Raw genomic sequence first — 19,214 nt, forward strand, 5'->3', positions numbered from 1 at the left:
CCACCAGTAGAACACTGAGCCAACTACTTAATGAAGTCGTTAGTCACCGTTTCATCGAGTTTAACGTCAGATGCTAGCAGGCCATCCTGCGTTGCCAAGAAGTCAAGCATGGCCGCCCAAGTATCCAGATTCTGGCGCATCGTCACTTCGCCGTCCTTCTCAAACAGCTTATTGGTAGCAACGAGGGTTGCCTTTGCCGCGTCCGTTGCACCGGGAGCAGACAGATTCGGATCGTACCCCTTGGTCACTTCAACAGCTTTATCCGGGTCATCAACACACAGTTGCTTAGCCTGGCGAAGGCCTTCTAGAACTGCCTTGACCAAGTCGGGATTCTCACTAGCAAACTTCGAGGTCGTAACAACGTTCGCACCGATAAGCGGTAGCCCGCCTTCTGGCGACATCTCAAGCTCACGCACACCCACATTTGCAAGTCCAAACTGGACCGTATCGTTATTAGTGAAGCCCACAACAGCCTCTACTTCTCCTGCCTGAAGAGCAGCGAGCTGGGTGAAACCAATCGAGGTCAGCTCGATGTCATTCACGCTCATGTTGTGCGCGGCCAGGGCAGACAGCAGGCCGTACCAGTTGGAACCGAACTCGCCCGGCAGACCAACCTTACGCCCGCGCAGGTCCTCGAAGGTCTTAATATCCGAGTCTTCCTTGACGATCACCACCACCGGGTACTTCGCGTAATACTGGCCCACAGATATCAGGTCCATACCCTGTGACCTCGCAATAGTCATCTCATCACCAGTGGCCACCACCATGTCCTCTTCACCTGCAAAGAGGGCGGTGAACAAGCCCTCGTCAGAACCGTGGTGGCGGATCGTCACATCGGCGCCCTCGCCGGCAAAATATCCTTCTTCAACGCCTACGTATGCGGGAGCGAACTGGACGTTTGGGATGTAGGTAAGGCCCAACGTGACGGGGCTGGCGGTATTCTCACTACCCTCGGTTAGAGCTTCATCCGAATCTCCAACGGGCGACGAACACCCGGCAAGAACGAGCGCACTAAGTGCCAACGCTGGTAGTGCAAGCCGCTTCAAAAACATTATTTTCCTCTCCAAGACTATCGACGAGATGTATTAACGAGCTTCGATTTGCGCTCCACCGTGTAAATCAAGGAATAAACCGTCATCGCCATTACGCACAGAAGTGAGATAGTCACAAACATTCCGCTGGTATCTAAACTGTTACGTTGCACGGTGAGGACCGTTCCAAGTCCGGCCCCTCCCATAACCATCTCTCCAACGACAGCGCCGGTCACCGACAGGGTGAAACCATTGCGCAGACCAGCCAGGATTGAAGGTAGGGCGAGGGGGATTTCCATGTAGAGCAGTAGAGTAAGCCCGGATGCTCCGTCAAGTCTGGCGGCCTCCATGACTTCCACGTCAAGGTGGCGCAGTCCGACCGTGGTCGAGACCAAAATGGGGAAGAAAACCATCAGCGTGCACAGTGCAACGATGGCGCTCGTGCCGTAACCGACCCAGAGGACGAGTAGCGGAGCTAGCGCGATCGCGGGGATCGCCTGCGTAGCGCCGAGGAATGGTTCCACCGCAGCTGAAAACACCTGGGACCTGTAAATCAGGTAAGCCATGGGAAGCGCAATGAGGGCGCCGAAAAATGAGCCGAGTGCGGCTTCTTTCAACGTGACCCAAAGCGCCTGCCACAAGGCGGTGCTAGACAGTGATGAGATAAGACGCGTAGCGAACTCGGCCGGGCTGGGAAGCATCCAGCTCGGGGTGCCCTCTTGAATGGTGATCAGCCACCAGCAAAGGAGCAAGAAGAGCCCAAACACCAGGGGAGCTCCAAAAGTGAGCACCGCTGGGCGTCTGCGGGCTGGCCGGGTTGACACGCTATCTTGTCCGTTCCTCGATTAACTCGTCCGGGCAGACAAGGCACAAGCCAGCTTAAAATAAGCGAGCTCCTCCCATCCGGACTTTAACCGTCGGTGCTGGAGTTTCACCAGCTCAACCGCCGAAGCGGCTCGCGGACTTTAACCGCCGGCTCGGAATTACACCGACCCCGGAGCACACCCCAATACTACACGGCAAGCACAAAAAATACTTGCCCAGCACATTTTCTCAGTGAGCGTGCATAGCCTCGGACGCAATCCGGCGAAGCTGCTCGACCTCCTGGTACGCATCTTCCGCGCGGAATACTGCCGAGCCTGCAACGAAAACGTCAGCTCCAGCCTCGGCGGCAATCTGAATGGTCTCGCGGTTCACGCCGCCGTCCACCTGGATCGCGATTTCTACGCCAGCCTGCTTCGCAGCTTCGCGTACACGGCCGATCTTCTTCATCTGCGAATGCAAGAACGGTTGCCCGCCGAAACCAGGCTCTACCGTCATAACTAGAATCATGTCGAATGAAGGCAAGAGATCCACGTAGTCGTGGATGTCCGTGGCTGGTTTTAAACCCAATCCAACTTTGGCACCCTGCTTGTGGATCTCATTTGCCAGGCGCAGCGGTGCTTTGGCGGCTTCGGCGTGGAAGGTCACTGAGGCCGCACCCGCCTCGGCATATGCGGGCGCCCAACGGTCCGGGTCTTCAATCATCAGGTGGCAGTCCACCGGCATGATGTCCTTAGCAATCACGGCCTCCACAACGGGCAGACCCCACGTAAGGTTTGGCACGAAGTGGTTGTCCATGATGTCCACGTGCGCGAAGTCTGCGTTGCGAATCTTGTGCAACTCTCCGGCAAGGTCTGCAATATCGCAGTTAAGGATCGAGGGGCTGATAGTTGGTTTCATTCTTCTCACCTAATTCTCTTGATAAGGGCAAGGAACATGGCGTCCGTGCCATGCACGTGCGGCCATAGCTGCACGACGTCTCCCTCACCCATTTTCACGGGGGTTAGTTCAATTTCAGTCATTGAGATTTGGTCAATTGCCGAGGCAGCGGAAAGGAATTCAAACTCGTCTCGGCCTTTAATGCGTTCCATCTGGTCAATAGTTTCTTGTTTGTGAGGCGAGCAGGTGATATATGCGAGCACGCCGCCAACATTCAACGCGTCAAGACCAGAATCGATTAGCTCGGCCTGAAGTTTAACGAGGTCTGCAACGTCGGTAATCTGCTTGCGCCAACGCGATTCTGCACGCCGGCGAAGAGCGCCCAGGCCCGTGCACGGAGCGTCCAAGATAATGCGATCAAACTTCTCACCGCCCAGGTCTCGCCCGTCGCCCACCTGTACAGTAATCCCAGTGAGCTGAAGCGTTGTAGCTTCAACAAGCTTCGCGCGATGTTCTGACACCTCGTTGGCTACAAGGTGTGCTCCCCTGGCATCCGCGATTGCGCCAACTAGGCCTGCCTTCCCTCCGGGGCCAGCACACATGTCGAGCCACCGCACATCGTCATTTTCCACCTCGGTTTCGGCGAAAGCCGTAGCCACAAGCTGTGAGCCCTCGTCCTGCACCGCTGCGCGCCCATCGCGAATCTCTGGCAGACGCCCCGGGTCCCCTCCCCCAATAACTACCGCCCATTCGGAGTAGTCACCTGGGCGGGCGCTGGTCTTCAAGAAATACTCCACGTCCTCGGCCAGATCGATCGGCAGAATCAGGCCTGGGCGCGCACACAGCGTGACGGAAGGATTCACGTTATCTACCGCCAGTAGGTCTTCGAGTTCACGCGGGTCGCGTCCGTGCGCTTGCAAAGCACTGGCCAGGGCGCGAATAATCCACTGGGGGTGCGAGTAGATGATAGAGAGGCGCTCGGCGTCGTTCTCGATGCGCTGCATCCGCTTCTCCCACTCGGCTGGTGAATGTTCCGCCACGGAGCGCGCCACACCGTTTACAAACTTCTCGCTGCCCCTCTCGCTTACCTGTTTTGCAAGTTCTACCGCCTGGGCAACCGAAGCGTGGTCAGGTACGCGCATATGTAGGATCTGGTGGGCTGTCATCCGCAAAATCGCCCGGACCTCCGGATCCATATCCGCGATCTTGCGGTTCATGCATTGGCTTAGCACCCAGTCGATGCGATCGCGGTATCGAAGCGTGCCGTAAACCAGCTCGGTTGTCATACCCGCGTCACGTGGCGATAACCGAGCTTTGGTGAGCATGGGCGGCAACACTAGGTTTGCGTAAGCACCTTCAGTTTCAATTTTGAGCAGCGCCTCGTAGGCAACTCGGCGCGAATCTTCTACGCCGCGGGGGCGACGCGCCCGAGGAGGTCTGTTGTCTCGGCGATATTCCATCAGTTCTCCTTGCCCTTCAAGACCGCGGCTGGCTCTAGCCTGGCTCCCCTGGCCCAATCAGCTGCTGCCATGTGGGATTTGCCAGCCGGCGCCACGGTAATCAATTCCAGCCATGCATCTGCCGCCGCGACAAATACAGCGTTCTTTTCTATTCGCAGCTCGCCTGGTTTTCCACCTGGCTGATCCGTCACTTTCGTTGCTAGAATTTTTAGTCGCTTCCCGTCAGGAAGCATCGCGTAGGCACCGGGAGCGGGCGCGAACGCACGCACCTGATTGTGTACCTGCAGTGCAGGCTTAGTGAAGTCGATAGGCAGATCATCGCGGGTGATGCGGTGGGCGTAGGTTTCTCCGCCCATGTTTTGCACCCGCGGGTTTGCGATGCCCATTTCAATGGCAACAACCACGTCCACAACGTCTTTAGCCCCAATCTGCGCTAGTTCGGCAAGTAGCTCGCCGCCGCTAATATCGGGGTCAATTTCTACCGGTCGAGTTGAATGCACCGGTCCGGTATCCAGCCCTTCTTCCAGCTGGAAGACGTCAACGGCAGTAACCGTATCGCCCGCCTCGATAGCGCGTTGAACCGGCGCGGCCCCACGCCAGCGTGGCAAAGCCGAAAAGTGCAGGTTAATCCAACCGTGGTCGAGGCCTTCCAAAGCGGTTTTGGGAATAATCGCTCCGTAGGCCACAACAACGCCGAGCTGAGCTCCGGTTTTTTGCACTTGCTCCAAAACCTGCGGGTCTGTGAACGAATCCGCCTCAATGACGTGGAGGCCATTCTCACTGGCCCACTCTCCCACTTCTGACGGGTAGAGAGTTCGGCCACGACCTCGCCGAGCGGGCGAACGAGTTAGTACACCCACAACCTCATGATCGGATTCGGTCAAGGCCGCAAGCGTTGGGATTGCAACTTCTGGAGTGCCAGCAAAAAGGATCTTCACTCTAATAGTCTATCTTGATTGGTCTTTGAATCTGTCTGGCGCATATTAAAGAAGGCTCGCGGGGTTCACATGAACGCTTACCGCGCCTTTACGGCCCATGCTTCTTGCAACTTGAGTAGCTTTCACCGACTCAATGAAGGTTGGCGTTGCATCCCACGGGCACCTGTAAATGGCGCGGCTTTGATCGCGGCCGTATGTTTTTTGCAGGTCACGTCCCTCCCTGGCCGCCACTCCAACGAGCTGGCACCTACCGGGCACGTTTACTTCCTCAATAAAAGAAGCAACGTTCTTCCTGTCTCCATCGATCGCAACCATGCACACAGCGGGGAAAAAACCGAGCAGTTCACGTTCATCCAGCAACTGCATTGCGAATCCGAGAGGGTCGCGGCGCACGAGCGAGCCACGAATCATCGGATCACGAACGCCCACCACGATCATTTTGCCATCTGGCCTAGCCAGTGAATGAATGTTCATCCACCTGCGCATCGCTTCAGCGGGGGCCCAAAGTTCCGGGCGTCCCAGGATTGCCCAAGCGTCTAGCGCAACCACGGCCGCATACCCTCCGGGCGTAACGGGCTCCATGCCCGGTGTGGCAATTACTATTCCGCTCGGCTTCGCAAACTCGGTAACGGGCGTATCTGCACTGGACATTTCGATAATGGTCCGAGGGAAAGCACGCCCGAATTCCTCGGCAGTTCGCACTGATCCCACCCGGGCCGATCGCCAACTTGAGCTACCGCACTTGACGCATCTCCAACCCACCTGCGGACGGTTACACCACATGCAGGACAGTCCCCCGTTTGCGAACGCCCGTAGCGGCCCATGGCAAGCATTACACCGTGCGCTTTGATCGCAACGGCTACAGGCGATGACCGACACGTATCCGCCGGTTGGAACGTGCACCAGCACGGGACCTACGTCCAATGAGGTGCGAATGAAACTTTGTACCGAGGGAGGAATCCGCGAGTGGCCGGCAGGACCTTCTCGTTCCATATCAAACTCGTCGGGTACCTCAATGATTGCCGTTTTAGAGCGGGTAACTTCTCGGTCTGCAACTAGCGGTGCTGCCCAGCCGGAGCGCACCAGTTGTGCTTCTGGTACAGAAATCGACGGACCTGCACTCACCAGGGCGCATCCTTGCAGGTGTGCTCTGCGCATCGCTATCTCGAGAGCCGACAGGTACGGCGCCTGTTGGTCAGTCAGCCTGTCATCGCCCGCGTCCCATACACTAATCAAACCCAGATTCGGCACGGGCGCATAAACGGTAGACCTCGTGCCGATCACCACGTCGGCCTCACCCGCTCTAATCTCCAGATAGGAACGGTACTTCTTATACTGTGAATCAGATGCCCGCTGGTAGACCACCCTCCAGTGCGTCTGCGCAAAAACGGCTTCCATCGCATCCACGTCCCGAGCCGTAGGCACCACAATCAGCGTGCGCCGCCCAGACCTCGCGGTTGCCTCCACAAGATCTAACAGCGGGTGATGCTCCATTCGCGCAGGGAACACCCTCGGCAACGTAAGCCACACAGCGCGTGGAGATTCGCCCTTGCCAATACGCTCAAGAAACGCATGGCCTCCCGCATAGTAGCTCCACGACGAGGAAAACTCGCCTCCCGTGGGATCACTGACATCAGCTACTTCATTGCTCCAGCCGGAAATAAACGCCTTTTCCGCCCCCGCGTGCCTGCTTGGCACCATGGCTGTCAGAACCTTAGAGACAGCGGTAGCATTGCGTTTTGCGAGGTCTTGAGCAAGTGTAATCATCTGCTGATCCACTAGCGGTATTGCGGAAACCACGCGCTCTACAGGCGCAAGTTTGCCCTTAAAGTCAGAATCTTCGCCGACTTCAAGGACGAAACCATTCATTCTTCGCCCTGCGAGCTTCACCCGCACGAGTGAGCCTACCTGGACCGGCTGGCCTGTAGCCTCGTAGTCGAAGAGCCTGTCTAGGTGAGGCACCGCGGTATCGACGAGCACACGGGCCACTCGTCTTCCCAGTAGTGCTTCAGGCTGATTCGACATGGCTTAATCGTATCGTGCACCGCAGACATTTATTTTGCTCAAAGTAATAGGACCCCATTCAAGGGGTCCTATTACCTGGCTTGAGAATTAATCAGCCGACAACGCCGCGTAGTTCGTCTGCCTTAGAAGTGTCCTCCCAAGTAACGCCCTCGCGCCCGAAGTGACCGTACGCCGATACGGCCGTAAAGCCCGGCTCGTTTAGTCGTAGCGTCTCGATGATTGCCGCAGGGCGCAAATCAAAAACTCGACCTACTGCGCTCAGCAACTGGTCATCAGAAACGCAGCCCGTACCGAACGTGTTGATGTGTAGCCCAACTGGTTCCGCACGGCCAATCGCGTAGGAAACTTGCACCTCACAGCGGCGAGCCAAGCCGGCTGCAACAATGTTCTTCGCAATCCAACGCGTTGCGTATGCGCCAGACCTATCCACCTTAGAAGCATCTTTGCCCGAGAACGCGCCGCCTCCGTGGCGCGCAAATCCGCCGTACGTATCAACGATGAGCTTGCGTCCTGTAACTCCCGTGTCACCCGCGGGGCCTCCAACCACAAAGCGGCCTGATGGGTTAATCAGCAGCTTCGCTTCCGAAGTGTCAAAGCGCTGGCCAACCTGTTCCAGCACCGGATCCACAACGAGGGTTTTCACGCCCTCGCGGATTTGCTCAAGCGATAAAGCGTCATCATGCTGAGTGGATACAACAATCGTGTCCAGGCTGACCGGCTGCTCGTTTTCCATGCGAACCGTAACTTGAGTTTTACCGTCCGGGCGAAGCCCGCTCATCTCAGTGCGGCGAACCTGTTCAAGTTGACTAGCGAGCCGGTGGGCCACGTAAATCGGCAACGGCATGAGCACTGGCGTGTCGTCGCAGGCATAGCCAAACATGAGGCCCTGGTCTCCCGCTCCCTGGAGAGAGAGCAGATCACCGGAGGACTCTTCTCGAGCTTCTATTGAGCGATCCACCGACTGCGCGATGTCGGGAGACTGCTGATCGAGAATATCCATCACCTGCAGGGTGCGTGCATCAAAACCCATGCCTTCTTGCGTGTACCCGATCCGTTCAACCGCTTCGCGCACGATCTGCTCGACATCCAGCTCGGCAGTTGTTGAAAGCTCTCCCGCAACAATCACGCGGTTAGTGGTTGCCATTACCTCAACGGCTGAACGCGTTTTGGGATCATACTCCAAAGCGGCATCCAAGATGCCATCGGCAATCTGATCGCAAACCTTATCCGGGTGTCCGCTAGTGACGGACTCAGAAGAAAATAGTGGAGCGGCTTTCATTTGTACCTCAGTTGTTCTTAACTAGCTGCGTGGCTGCAAGTTCTACCAGTTCTCGAGCCACTTGAAGCTTAGTTCCAGCCACGGACAAAACTTTTGTCCCCGCAGCATCCACCACGGTCACACGATTGTTTTCGGTGCCAAATCCTTGCCCGTTGCCTACCTGGTTGATCGCGATAAAACGGGCGCCCTTACGCCCGGCTTTAGCACGGCCAAACTCTAAAACTTGCGCCTCATCACCGGTCTCTGCGGCAAAACCGAAGCACAGCAGATGCGGATACTTGCTTGCAGTTTCGCGCAAAATATCTGGATTTTTAACCAGCTGCAAGGACCATCCGTCCTCATTATCACTGGTCTTCTTAACCTTTTGTTCCCAGCTTTGTTGCGGGCGGAAATCCGCAACCGCAGCCACAAAAAACCCGATGTCGAAGTTTGCGGCAGCGCCTTGGACAGCCTCGTACATTTCAGTTGCCGAGGGAGTATCTACAACCGTCACGCCGTCAGGTATCACACCGGGAGCAATATTTGCGGCGAACACGGTGACGTCAGCGCCGCGTTCCACAAGAGCACGCGCAATCGCAGCACCTTGTTTACCACTGGAGTGGTTACCAATAAAACGCACGGGGTCAATGGCCTCGCGCGTGCCTCCGGCAGTCACGAAGGCCCGCACCCCGGCTAAGTCCTTTTCTTGAAGGGGGGTTTCTTCTGCTAATACGGCTTCAGCAAACTTGCAAATAGCTTCTGGTTCGGGCATGCGGCCCGCGCCCCTGTCCCCCGAGGACAGATCACCAACCGCAGGTGCCATTACATGCAACCCGCGTTCCTTCAGAGCGCGAATGTTGTCCTGCGTTGCAGCGTTTTCCCACATGGCGGTATGCATCGCCGGAACTACAACTATCGGGCATGTAGCGGCAAGCACCGTAGTGGTGAGCAAGTCGCTGGCTATACCGGCGCGAATCTTCGCGATCAGATCAGCCGTTGCTGGCGCAATCACAATCAGGTCTGCACCTCGGGCGGCCTCCACGTGGTCTACCCCGGCTTCGCCATCAAAAACGTCGGTGTGGGCGGGAGAACCAGAAAGTGCCTGCCACGTGGTTTTCCCAACGAAGTGTAGGCTAGCCGCAGTGGGAATAACCCGCACGTCGTCACCCGCCTTCGCGAAATGACGTACGACGCCAGCCACCTTATACGCGGCAATGCCGGCCCCCACCCCAACGATGATCCGCCGGGGTGGCGTGCCGGCATTGTTAAGAGCTGTCAATCTGTTACTCGGCGTCCGGGGCCTCTTCCATAATCAACAGGCCTTCGTTGATCTCGCGAAGCGCGGTGCTAAGCGGCTTGTCATCAGCCTCAACCGGGACAACCGGGCCCACAAACTGAACCATGTTCGACTCAAGTTGCAGGTTGTAAGAGTTAATCTGCCTTGCGCGGCGGGCAGCAAATACAACCAGCGCGTACTTCGAATCGACCTTCTCCATCAGATCGTCGATCGGTGGGTACGTAATACCTTCAGGATGGGCAACGATTCCCGTCATGAATCCTCCTAGCTTCGTAACGCAACAATCCTACGCTAAGCCCATAAGACTAGCCAGTTTCCGCGCTGTGTGATCCACCTCGTCATTAACCACAATATGGTCAAATTCGCTCGCGGCATCCATCTCCACACGAGCAGTTTCAAGGCGGCGCGCCATCTGCTCTTCCGTCTCAGAGCCGCGGCCACGCAGCCGCGCTTCCAGTTCCTCCCACGAGGGAGGGGCCAGGAAAATGAACTGGGCGTCGGGCATCTGCTCGCGCACCTGCCTTGCCCCTGCAAGGTCGATCTCTAATAGCGCCGGGCGTCCCGCAGCAATAGCCTCTTCAATCGGAGCCTTCAAAGTCCCATAATAGTTCATACCGTGAACCTCGGCCCACTCCAAGAAAGCATCTTCTGCAACGAGCTCGAGAAAGCGCTCGCGAGAGAGGAAGCGATAGTGCTCTCCATCAACCTCACCGGGGCGAGGATCGCGAGTTGTTGCCGAGATTGACAAGAAAATCTGCGGGTGCAACTCCAATAGGCGAGCAACCACTGTCCCCTTGCCAACCGCGCTAGGACCTAATAAAACCGTAAGATGCTGGTGATTCATGGCATCCATTATGAAACGCCTTCGAGCGCGTTCATAATCTCGGCATTCGTAGCCTTCAATGCGGCGGCCAGATCCACCGGGTTAGGACCGGCCTTTAGCACCGCCCGCGAAGAAGACACCACGATGTTCAAACCGGCATCTTCAGCGTTAACGCTACCGCCTTGCGCGCCAAATCCGGGCATCAGGATCGGCCCGGTATAGCCGGCTAACGCCTCACCTACCACCTGTGCTCTATCCGTGATAGTTGCCCCAATCACCACGCCAAAAGAACCGACCTTTTGACCCGCATCAAACTGCTCGTTCTTTGCTCGAGTCCACTCGATCACTTGGCGAGCGACCGTCTTACCTTGCCCTACCGAACGCTGCAAAGTAGCGCCCTGCGGGTTCGACGTCAGTGCGAGCGCGAACAGGCCCTTGCCATGCTCGGCCGCCAGCTGCGCGGTTTCATCGAAAGCTGCTGGCCCCATGTAGGGCGCAACCGTGATCGCATCGGCCTCCAACGGAGCGCCCTGCGGCAGATATGCGGCTGCGTAACCAGCCATCGTCGAACCGATGTCACCGCGCTTCACGTCCAAAATCGTGATTACGCCGCGTTCACGAGCGCTCTGCAACAGCTCCTCTAAAACCGCTACCCCCGCCGCGCCAAAGCGCTCAAAGAAGGCCGACTGCGGTTTGATAGCCGCCGCCTCGCTCAACCCGTCAAGGGCGCGCTTCGAAAACTCTGACAAGCCATGCACGTTTACCGGTAATCCCCAAGCTTCAAGCAAACCAGCATGCGGATCGATACCCGCACAAACCGGCCCGCGCGTAGCCAGCGCCCTGCCTAGCCGCGTACCAAAACTCTCAGGCATTTACCTGCCTCCGTTGCTCGCGTTCGCGGTCCCATTCTTGAAGGGACTTTACGTGTAGTTCTTCCGTCTGAGCCGCCTTGATAGCGCGCACAGCCGAGTTAAACGCCTGCAGCGTTGTAATGATCGCTTTCCCAGCCGACGTTGCAGCCGCGCGAATCTTGTAGCCGTCGCGGCGTTCAGACTCGCCCTGCGGCGTATTCACGATCATGTCAACCTTGCCTGAATGAATGAGGTCAGTGATTGCAACGCCTCCCTCGCCGCGTTCGGACTCCTTGGCCACGACTTCCACATCAATTCCATTTCGACGCAAAACCGATGCTGTACCCGTGGTAGCCATGATCTTGAAGCCCAGCTCAACCAGCTTTGAAGCCGGTAGAACGATACCGCGCTTATCCGCATCCGCAATCGAAATGAACACCGTGCCGGAAGCAGGCAGACCACCATAGGCAGAAATCTGCGATTTCGCGTACGAGGCGGGGAATGACTCATCAAGACCCATGACCTCGCCGGTTGAGCGCATCTCCGGCCCCAGCAGGGTGTCAACAACCTCGCCGTTGCAATCGCGGAAGCGGTCGAACGGGAGGACAGCCTCCTTAACGGAAATCGGCTCATCAAGGTCTTGGACCGATTGATCGCAGTGAGGTAGTTCACCTGCCGCGCGCAGCTGCGCGATGGTTTGCCCCATCTGGATCTTCGCAGCAGCCCGCGCAAGCGCCACACCGGACGCCTTCGAAGCAAACGGCACCGTCCTCGAAGCACGCGGATTTGCCTCGATCACGTAAAGCACATCGGAGGCCAGTGCGAACTGGATATTCAACAGGCCGCGTACGCCAACGCCCTTCGCGATAGCCTCGGTCGATTTCACAATACGATCGATCTGCCGTTCAGACAGCGACATCGGGGGCATAACGCACGCAGAATCACCCGAGTGAATACCGGCCTCTTCAATGTGTTCCATAATGCCGCCCATGAACAGCTCGTTACCGTCGTAGAGCGCATCCACGTCGATTTCAACGGCATCATCGAGGAACTTATCGATTAGCAACGGGCCGGTAGAAAATACTGCGGCACCCGCGTTGCGCAGGTACTCTGCCAGACCTTCCTCTTCGTAAATGATGGCCATTCCGCGCCCCCCTAAAACGAACGAGGGGCGTACGAGTACGGGATACCCCACCTCGCGTGCCGCCGCCAGCGCCGCGCTGGCCGTGGTAGCCGTCTTATGCGCGGGAGCAGGCAGCCCCGCCTCATCTAGAACACGGCCAAATGCTTCGCGATCCTCAGCCAGGTTGATCGAGGCCGGAGTGGTACCCACAATGGGCATGCCTGCCCGCTCAAGCGCGTCTGCAAGTGACAGCGGGGTCTGCCCACCCAGCTGTACCAACACGCCCGCAATGGGCCCGGCCGCCTGCTCGGTTTCGAATATTTCGAGCACGTCTTCAAGCGTCAGCGGCTCAAAGTAGAGACGATCCGAGATGTCATAGTCGGTAGATACCGTCTCGGGGTTGCAGTTCACCATGATGGTGTCAAAGTCCTCGCGCAACGCCATCGTGGCATGCACACAGGAGTAGTCAAACTCAATGCCCTGACCAATACGGTTCGGGCCCGAACCCAGGATCATCACTGCGGGCCGCTCACGCTGCTCGATCTCCGAGACTTCCTCGTACGTTGAGTAATAGTACGGGGTTGCCGCGTCATACAGGCCCGCGCACGTGTCCACTGCCTTGTACACCGGGTGAATGTTGTAAGCGCGGCGGATTTCGCGCACCACTTCTTCTGGCATTGACCGCAAGGACGCGATCTGCGCATCGGAAAAACCGTGACGCTTTGCAACGCGTAGCACGCCTGCAGAAAGAGCCTCGGCGTCCATGATCTGGCGCGCCACCTCTTCTACCTGCTGGATTTGAGCAATAAACCACGGGTCAATAGCCGTTGCGCGATTAATCTGTTCCAATGTGGCGCCGCCGCGAATCGCCTGCTGTAGCTGAACCAGGCGAGCCTCCGTAGGCGTTGCGATCTGCTCCAGCAGTGCCTCCACCTCGGTCTCATCCGGGGCCGGTCCGTCCCAGTGGAACGAAACCCCGGCTTTGTCGATGGAACGCTGCGCCTTAAGAAGAGCCTCGGTGAAGGTACGGCCAATCGCCATCGCCTCACCCACCGACTTCATGGAGGTGGTCAGCGTCTTATCGGATGCCGGGAACTTCTCAAACGCGAAGCGCGGCACCTTCACCACCACATAATCAATCAGAGGCGCCTGCGCTGCCGTACGCGCAGGAGCAATATCTGACTGAATTTCCGCGAGGTCGTAACCAATCGCTAGACGCGCTGCGATCTTTGCGATCGGAATCCCCGTTGCCTTCGACGCGAGGGCCGATGAGCGCGAAACACGCGGATTCATCTCAATCACAACGATGCGGCCATCTGCAGGGTTAATCGCAAACTGGATGTTACAACCACCCTGGTTCACGCCCACACCCTCGATGATGTCGGCGCCGATACGCACGAGCTCATCGATTTCGCTCTGCGTGAGGGTGAGAGCGGGAGCCACCGTAATGGAATCACCTGTGTGCACGCCCACGGGATCTACGTTCTCGATGGTTGTAACCAGCATCGTCTCGCCGGTGCGATCGCGGATCATCTCAAGTTCGAGCTCTTTCCAGCCCAGAATCGACTCTTCGAGCAAAACCTCGTTAGTCAGCGAATCGCGCAGGCCGTGCTCCACGAAACGCGTCAGCTCCTCTTGGGTGTGCGCAAAACCAGAACCGAGGCCGCCCATCGTGAACGAGGGGCGAACCACCAACGGGTATCCAAGCTCCTCGGCCGCATCAAGAGCGTCCTGTAACGAGTGGGCAATACGCGACCTTGCCACCTCTGCGCCGCACCGCTCCACGATTTCTTTGAACTCGTCGCGGTCCTCACCCGCGCGAATCGTTTCCACACTGGACCCGATGATTTCAACGCCGTACTTGTCCAAGATTCCCGCCTCGGCAAGGTTCATCGCTGCGTTTAGAGCCGTCTGCCCGCCCAGGGTGGGTAGAAGGGCATCGGGGCGCTCCTTCGCAATGATTCGCTCAATAGAGCTGGTAGTGATCGGCTCCACGTAGGTGGCATCAGCCATGTTTGGATCCGTCATGATCGTAGCGGGATTCGAATTCACGAGGATCACGCGCACGCCCTCTTCACGAAGCACACGGCAAGCCTGCGAACCCGAGTAGTCAAACTCGCATGCCTGGCCTATAACGATCGGGCCAGAACCAATTACTAGAACGGACTTCAAATCATTTCTGCGTGGCATTAGTTGGCCCCCTTGACGCGGCTTTGCAAACAGTTCACGAGGTCGCGCGGGATGCGCTCGCCCTCTTCTAAATCATGGGAATCAATGACCGTGCCAGAGAAAATCCCCACGCGCAGATCTGGACTTTTCACCAAGAGCTTGACGAGGGCCCGCGTATCGATCCCCTCGATACCAACCACACCTGCGGCCCGCAATGACGGCTCCAGCTCAGCCTTTGACTGCCAGTTCGACGCGACCTTGGAAGCCTCGCGAACCACAACCCCCACTGCTTTCGGTTCAAATGTATCGGGCAGCCCTACGTTCCCAATATGCGGGGAGGCAAACAGAACGATCTTCCCCCCGTTATCGGCGCTGGCGAGCACACGTGGATAATCCGCTACAGAAGCGTCTATCACAGCCGGAGCAACGACCTCGCCAATCGCGCCGAATGCGCGGCCACTAAACACGTGACCATCTGATGTAACCAGAACTGCGATGCTCATCGCTCCTCCTCTACCGGCATGCCTTCACGCACCGTGATCTTGCCGCGGTAAACCGTGTACTTAACCTGCCCTTTCAGCGTGTGGCCAAGGTAGGGGTTATTGGTTGAGCGCGACCAGCCGTTTTCTACCACGCGCTCCACACTCGGATCCACGAATGCAAGGTTCGCGAACGAACCGGCCTCGATCGGCTGGCCCTGCTCGGTTGCAAGACCAATCTGCGCGGGCTTTTCAGACATGACGCGCGCAATATCGCGCCAGTTCATACGCCCCGTGTCCACCATCGTGGTGATGAGGACGGGTAGTGCGGTCTCAATCCCGATCATGCCGAATGCTCCGGCCTGCCACTCGCAATCCTTCATCTCCAAAGGATGCGGCGCATGATCGGTACCAATCGTGTCAATCGTGCCATCTTCAAGAGCGTCGCGCAGCGCCTCTACGTCCTCCTGCGTGCGCAGGGGCGGGTTCACCTTAAAGCGCGGATCGTACGAGCGCGCTTCTTCTTCGGTGAGGAAAATGTGGTGCGGCGTGGCTTCAGCCGTCACGTTGATTCCGCGGCGCTTAGCCTCGCGAATCTGCTCCACCGAACCCTTTGTAGACGCGTGCAGCACGTGGTAGCGCGAACCAACGTGATCCGTTAGGGCAACGTCGCGGGCAATAATCGCCTCTTCAGCAACGGCGGGCCAACCGGCCAGACCAAGCTCAGCGGAAAGCGGCGATTCGTTCATTTGTGCACCCTCGGTGAGCGCCGGATCCTGCGCGTGCTGGGCAATCACGCCGCCAAAAGTTTTTACATATTCGAGAGCGCGGCGCATTAGCACGGGGTCGGCAACGCACTTGCCATCATCGGAGAATACTCGCACTGCAGCCTCGGACTTAGCCATAGCACTCATCGAGGACAGCGTCTTGCCCTCCAAGCCAACGGTGACCGCACCAATCGGGTGAACCTCTACCCAACCGGCCTTGTCGCCAAGCATCTTCACCTGTTCTACTACCGAGGCGGTATCTGCAACCGGATTTGTGTTCGCCATTGCAAACACACAGGTGTACCCACCTACCGCGGCGGCCCTCGTGCCCGTGAACACCGTCTCGGCATCCTCCTGACCGGGCTCGCGAAGATGCGTATGTAGGTCGACCAGGCCCGGCAGTGCCACAAGACCCGTCACATCAACCACTTCAGCCTCGGGAACCGCACTGCGCGCTTCCTTTCCAACAGCGACGATTCTGTTTCCACGAACGGCAATATCCGCGCTCTCTTCACCGTACGGGCGCGCACCTACAAACAGAATTTCCTTAGACATTCAAACTCTCCTTAGCTGCCAGAAGCAGGTACAGCGCCGCCATTCGAACGCTCACCCCATTACTTACCTGTTCCACGATTACCGACTGGGCCGAATCTGCCGCCTGCGCACAAATCTCCAAACCCCGATTGAGCGGGCCCGGGTGCATAATCGCCGTGCGCTTGCCAAGCCTTTCAAACCGTTCGCTGTCCAAACCATACGAATGGTGGTATTCCTCCGCCGAGGGGAAGAACCCTCCGCCCGCCGCGCTCATCCTCTCGTGTTGGATTCGCAACATGATCACCGCGTCGGGATGAGTAGCAAGAGCCTCGTCAAAATCATAGGTGACCTCGCAAGGCCAGTTTTCAACGCCCACCGGAAGGAGGGTAGGTGGAGCAACCAGGGTTACACGCGCCCCGAGCATTGACATGAGGCCCACGTTGGAGCGCGCCACTCGCGAGTGCAGGATGTCACCCACGATTGCCACATGCGCTCCTTCGAGAGTGCTTCCAGGCGCAGCGGGGCGGCCATCATTAGTGAAGTGACGGCGTAGCGTCATTGCGTCAAGCAACGCCTGCGTTGGGTGCTGGTGGGTACCGTCGCCAGCATTGAGTACCGGCAAGTCAATCCAACCAGCATGCGCCAAACGGTGTGCGGCCCCAGACGATCGGTGCCGAACCACAACGGCGTCTGCGCCCATCGCCTGCAACGTCAAAGCAGTATCCTTGAGTGACTCACCCTTGGAAACCGAAGACCCCTTTGCGGAAAAACTAATCACATCAGCGGATAAGCGCTTAGCCGCGGCTTCAAATGACAGCCTCGTTCGCGTGGAATCTTCAAAAAACAGGTTGATAACCGTCTTGCCGCGCAACGTTGGGAGCTTCTTAATGGACCGCGACTGGGTAGCCGCCATAGCCTCGGCAACATCTAGAATGCGGATCGCGTCATCCAGGCTCAGATCAGAGATAGAAATTAGATGCTTCATCACGCCTCCCGGATTACTACGCGGTCAATCCCGTCGATCTCAACAAGTTCAATATCGACGGATTCTTTTCGTGAGGTCGGCAGATTCTTGCCCACAAAATCAGGGCGAATAGGCAACTCACGGTGACCGCGATCAACCAGCGTGGCCAGCTTCACCGCTTGCGGACGGCCCAAGTCGAACAGCGCATCAAGAGCAGCTTTAACCGTGCGCCCCGTGTACAAAACATCATCAACCAAGATGACTATTTTGCCGTCAATGCCTGATTCGGGAATCGACATCGGGTGGGGCGTTCTAATCGGATTGCCTGCCAGATCATCGCGATACATTGTGATGTCCAGCGAGCCCACTTCAACCGGTGCGTTGCTAACCTCTCTTAGCCTTTTCGCTAACCGGTTTGCCAGGGGAACTCCCCTGGTTGGGATTCCTAGAATAACGAGATCTTCAGCACCATCTGTGCGCTCGAGAATCTCGTAACAAATGCGCGAAACAGCGCGCGAAATCTGCCCCTCATCCAGGACAGTTTTCACCTGTGGCATGTGCCCCACCTTTCCCGCCTCACTGGACGGCTTTAAAGGATGAACTATAAAAATAATGCCCGAACCGATACCGGCTCGAGCATCATTCTTACGGATTATTTAGTTGTTCACTCGATTCATCGAGCGCATTGGCAACGGGTTCTTCCCCCGCACAAAAGTCTTCAAGGTCGATGTCCTCACGTGGCACCAAAGCCGCCGCAAGAGCATCATCTGTTTCTCGAACCCTGGCAGCGTCTTTCAATACGGCATCCAAGATTGCGTTGACCACGGCTGGGGATTCGTCCGTAGAAATGTCCTTTGCCAGCGTTACGGCCTCATCAATAGCCGTAACCGAAGGCACGTCCTCATTCCACACGATCTCCCATGCGCCCACCCGCAGGATCGCACGGTCCGTGGAAGGCAAACGATCAAAGTCACGCGTAGTGGTGTGCAGAACCAAAAGTTCATCAAGTTCGTACAGGCGATCAGCTACGCCCTCAACGACCTCAATAGCATACTCCGGAAGTGGCGTTTGGGCCGCCGTTACCTGCAGGCGCTCAGAAAGAATCTGGCGCAGGCCCTCCGGCGTTAGCTCGCCCTTTTGGTCGGCTTCAAAAATTGTGTCCACCGCACGCTTACGAGCGCGCGTACGTGACGTGATCCTACGAGACATTAGTCGTTGACGCGCCCTGCGTACTCGCCGGTGCGGGTATCAATCTTAATGCGAGTGCCCTGATCGATGAACAGCGGCACCTGCACCTCGTAACCCGTCTCCACCGTTGCCGGCTTCGTGCCAGCGTTCGAGCGATCGCCCTGAACACCCGGCTCGGTGTAGGTAATCTCCAGCACCACGTTCGGAGGAAGCTCAACTGAAAGAACCTGGCCCTCATACATCGAGACAATGGCCGGCTGATTCTCAATCATGTAGTTCTTGGCGTCGCCAACAACCTCGCCGGTTACGAGAATCTGATCGTAAGTCGCGGCATCCATGAACACGTAGTCGTTGCCGTCCTGGTACAGGTAGGTCATATCGCGGCGATCCACTGTGGCGGTATCAACCTTCACGCCAGCATTGAACGTCTTGTCAACGATCTTGCCCGACAGAACGTTCTTGATCTTCGTGCGCACAAACGCGGGGCCCTTACCCGGCTTCACGTGCTGGAATTCAACAACCGACCATAGCTGGTTGTCGAGTTTAAGAACCATGCCGTTCTTCAAGTCATTAGTCGTTGCCACAACTGTTCCTTACGTCTAGTTT

18 protein-coding genes and 1 riboswitch are annotated in these 19,214 nt (G+C 57.3%); all 18 genes read right to left on the reverse strand.

Annotated elements, in window-relative coordinates; genetic code table 11:
* Nucleotides 1–23: 23 nt before the first annotated feature.
* Nucleotides 24–1,052: an ABC transporter substrate-binding protein gene (locus tag HMPREF2891_RS01150; protein WP_070663592.1), complete on the reverse strand. Its 1,029-nt coding sequence runs from the start codon at nt 1,050–1,052 to the stop codon at nt 24–26.
* A gap of 17 nt (nt 1,053–1,069) precedes the next feature.
* Complete coding sequence (locus HMPREF2891_RS01155) at nt 1,070–1,822, reverse strand: ABC transporter permease (protein WP_261666820.1); 753 nt, start codon at nt 1,820–1,822, stop codon at nt 1,070–1,072.
* A gap of 96 nt (nt 1,823–1,918) precedes the next feature.
* A riboswitch (FMN riboswitch) is annotated at nt 1,919–2,037 on the reverse strand.
* 47 nt (nt 2,038–2,084) lie between these two features.
* Entirely contained in the window at nt 2,085–2,753 is a 669-nt protein-coding gene (gene rpe / locus HMPREF2891_RS01160; RefSeq protein WP_070663594.1) for a ribulose-phosphate 3-epimerase, read from the reverse strand.
* 5 nt (nt 2,754–2,758) lie between these two features.
* Nucleotides 2,759–4,192 (reverse strand): transcription antitermination factor NusB, encoded by a 1,434-nt coding sequence (locus HMPREF2891_RS01165; protein ID WP_070663596.1) that lies wholly within the window; start codon nt 4,190–4,192, stop codon nt 2,759–2,761.
* Complete coding sequence (gene fmt / locus HMPREF2891_RS01170) at nt 4,192–5,130, reverse strand: methionyl-tRNA formyltransferase (RefSeq protein ID WP_070663597.1); 939 nt, start codon at nt 5,128–5,130, stop codon at nt 4,192–4,194. The genes HMPREF2891_RS01165 and fmt overlap by 1 nt, the downstream gene beginning before the upstream one ends.
* Before the next feature lie 45 nt (nt 5,131–5,175).
* Nucleotides 5,176–7,155 (reverse strand): primosomal protein N' family DNA-binding protein, encoded by a 1,980-nt coding sequence (locus HMPREF2891_RS01175; RefSeq protein ID WP_146002488.1) that lies wholly within the window; start codon nt 7,153–7,155, stop codon nt 5,176–5,178.
* Between the two features lie 91 nt (nt 7,156–7,246).
* On the reverse strand, nt 7,247–8,434 hold the full coding sequence (metK, locus tag HMPREF2891_RS01180; RefSeq protein ID WP_070663601.1) for a methionine adenosyltransferase: 1,188 nt from the start codon (nt 8,432–8,434) through the stop codon (nt 7,247–7,249).
* A gap of 7 nt (nt 8,435–8,441) precedes the next feature.
* On the reverse strand, nt 8,442–9,692 hold the full coding sequence (coaBC, locus tag HMPREF2891_RS01185; RefSeq protein ID WP_070620212.1) for a bifunctional phosphopantothenoylcysteine decarboxylase/phosphopantothenate--cysteine ligase CoaBC: 1,251 nt from the start codon (nt 9,690–9,692) through the stop codon (nt 8,442–8,444).
* Nucleotides 9,693–9,696: 4 nt separating this feature from the next.
* Nucleotides 9,697–9,966 carry a DNA-directed RNA polymerase subunit omega gene (gene rpoZ / locus HMPREF2891_RS01190; RefSeq protein ID WP_016443576.1) on the reverse strand — a complete coding sequence of 90 codons (270 nt, stop codon included), beginning with the start codon at nt 9,964–9,966 and terminating at the stop codon, nt 9,697–9,699.
* A 30-nt stretch (nt 9,967–9,996) separates the two neighbouring features.
* The gene (gmk, locus tag HMPREF2891_RS01195) at nt 9,997–10,554 is read right to left on the reverse strand and encodes a guanylate kinase (protein ID WP_070663758.1); all 558 of its coding nucleotides are present in this window, start codon (nt 10,552–10,554) and stop codon (nt 9,997–9,999) included.
* Nucleotides 10,555–10,562: 8 nt separating this feature from the next.
* A complete protein-coding gene (pyrF, locus tag HMPREF2891_RS01200; RefSeq protein WP_070620209.1) occupies nt 10,563–11,405 on the reverse strand; it encodes an orotidine-5'-phosphate decarboxylase in 843 nt (280 codons plus the stop codon).
* The gene (gene carB / locus HMPREF2891_RS01205) at nt 11,398–14,697 is read right to left on the reverse strand and encodes a carbamoyl-phosphate synthase large subunit (RefSeq protein ID WP_070663603.1); all 3,300 of its coding nucleotides are present in this window, start codon (nt 14,695–14,697) and stop codon (nt 11,398–11,400) included. Before carB ends, pyrF begins: the two co-directional genes overlap by 8 nt.
* Complete coding sequence (locus HMPREF2891_RS01210; protein ID WP_070663605.1) at nt 14,697–15,179, reverse strand: carbamoyl-phosphate synthase domain-containing protein; 483 nt, start codon at nt 15,177–15,179, stop codon at nt 14,697–14,699. The genes carB and HMPREF2891_RS01210 overlap by 1 nt, the downstream gene beginning before the upstream one ends.
* Nucleotides 15,176–16,477, reverse strand: a complete 1,302-nt coding sequence (locus HMPREF2891_RS01215; protein ID WP_070663607.1) for a dihydroorotase — start codon at nt 16,475–16,477, stop codon at nt 15,176–15,178. Before HMPREF2891_RS01215 ends, HMPREF2891_RS01210 begins: the two co-directional genes overlap by 4 nt.
* Nucleotides 16,470–17,441 (reverse strand): aspartate carbamoyltransferase catalytic subunit, encoded by a 972-nt coding sequence (locus HMPREF2891_RS01220; RefSeq protein ID WP_070663609.1) that lies wholly within the window; start codon nt 17,439–17,441, stop codon nt 16,470–16,472. Before HMPREF2891_RS01220 ends, HMPREF2891_RS01215 begins: the two co-directional genes overlap by 8 nt.
* Entirely contained in the window at nt 17,441–17,977 is a 537-nt protein-coding gene (gene pyrR / locus HMPREF2891_RS01225; protein WP_070620195.1) for a bifunctional pyr operon transcriptional regulator/uracil phosphoribosyltransferase PyrR, read from the reverse strand. The genes HMPREF2891_RS01220 and pyrR overlap by 1 nt, the downstream gene beginning before the upstream one ends.
* Before the next feature lie 88 nt (nt 17,978–18,065).
* Nucleotides 18,066–18,629, reverse strand: a complete 564-nt coding sequence (gene nusB / locus HMPREF2891_RS01230) for a transcription antitermination factor NusB (RefSeq protein WP_070663611.1) — start codon at nt 18,627–18,629, stop codon at nt 18,066–18,068.
* Complete coding sequence (gene efp, locus HMPREF2891_RS01235; RefSeq protein ID WP_034507670.1) at nt 18,629–19,192, reverse strand: elongation factor P; 564 nt, start codon at nt 19,190–19,192, stop codon at nt 18,629–18,631. The genes nusB and efp overlap by 1 nt, the downstream gene beginning before the upstream one ends.
* Nucleotides 19,193–19,214 lie beyond the last annotated feature (22 nt).

The organism is Actinomyces sp. HMSC065F11, from assembly GCF_001813085.1.
In the GTDB taxonomy this organism is placed as follows: Bacteria; Actinomycetota; Actinomycetes; order Actinomycetales; family Actinomycetaceae; genus Gleimia; species Gleimia europaea.

Bases quoted from the DNA above. Each gene is read 5' to 3' on its own strand.
- HMPREF2891_RS01150 (WP_070663592.1), bottom strand. From the start codon at position 1,052: ATGTTTTTGAAGCGGCTTGCACTACCAGCGTTGGCACTTAGTGCGCTC.
- rpe (WP_070663594.1), bottom strand. From the start codon at position 2,753: ATGAAACCAACTATCAGCCCCTCGATCCTTAACTGCGATATTGCAGAC.
- HMPREF2891_RS01165 (WP_070663596.1), bottom strand. From the start codon at position 4,192: ATGGAATATCGCCGAGACAACAGACCTCCTCGGGCGCGTCGCCCCCGC.
- HMPREF2891_RS01175 (WP_146002488.1), bottom strand. From the start codon at position 7,155: ATGTCGAATCAGCCTGAAGCACTACTGGGAAGACGAGTGGCCCGTGTG.
- metK (WP_070663601.1), bottom strand. From the start codon at position 8,434: ATGAAAGCCGCTCCACTATTTTCTTCTGAGTCCGTCACTAGCGGACAC.
- rpoZ (WP_016443576.1), bottom strand. From the start codon at position 9,966: ATGACGGGAATCGTTGCCCATCCTGAAGGTATTACGTACCCACCGATC.
- gmk (WP_070663758.1), bottom strand. From the start codon at position 10,554: ATGAATCACCAGCATCTTACGGTTTTATTAGGTCCTAGCGCGGTTGGC.
- pyrF (WP_070620209.1), bottom strand. From the start codon at position 11,405: ATGCCTGAGAGTTTTGGTACGCGGCTAGGCAGGGCGCTGGCTACGCGC.
- carB (WP_070663603.1), bottom strand. From the start codon at position 14,697: ATGCCACGCAGAAATGATTTGAAGTCCGTTCTAGTAATTGGTTCTGGC.
- HMPREF2891_RS01210 (WP_070663605.1), bottom strand. From the start codon at position 15,179: ATGAGCATCGCAGTTCTGGTTACATCAGATGGTCACGTGTTTAGTGGC.
- HMPREF2891_RS01215 (WP_070663607.1), bottom strand. From the start codon at position 16,477: ATGTCTAAGGAAATTCTGTTTGTAGGTGCGCGCCCGTACGGTGAAGAG.
- HMPREF2891_RS01220 (WP_070663609.1), bottom strand. From the start codon at position 17,441: ATGAAGCATCTAATTTCTATCTCTGATCTGAGCCTGGATGACGCGATC.
- pyrR (WP_070620195.1), bottom strand. From the start codon at position 17,977: ATGCCACAGGTGAAAACTGTCCTGGATGAGGGGCAGATTTCGCGCGCT.
- nusB (WP_070663611.1), bottom strand. From the start codon at position 18,629: ATGTCTCGTAGGATCACGTCACGTACGCGCGCTCGTAAGCGTGCGGTG.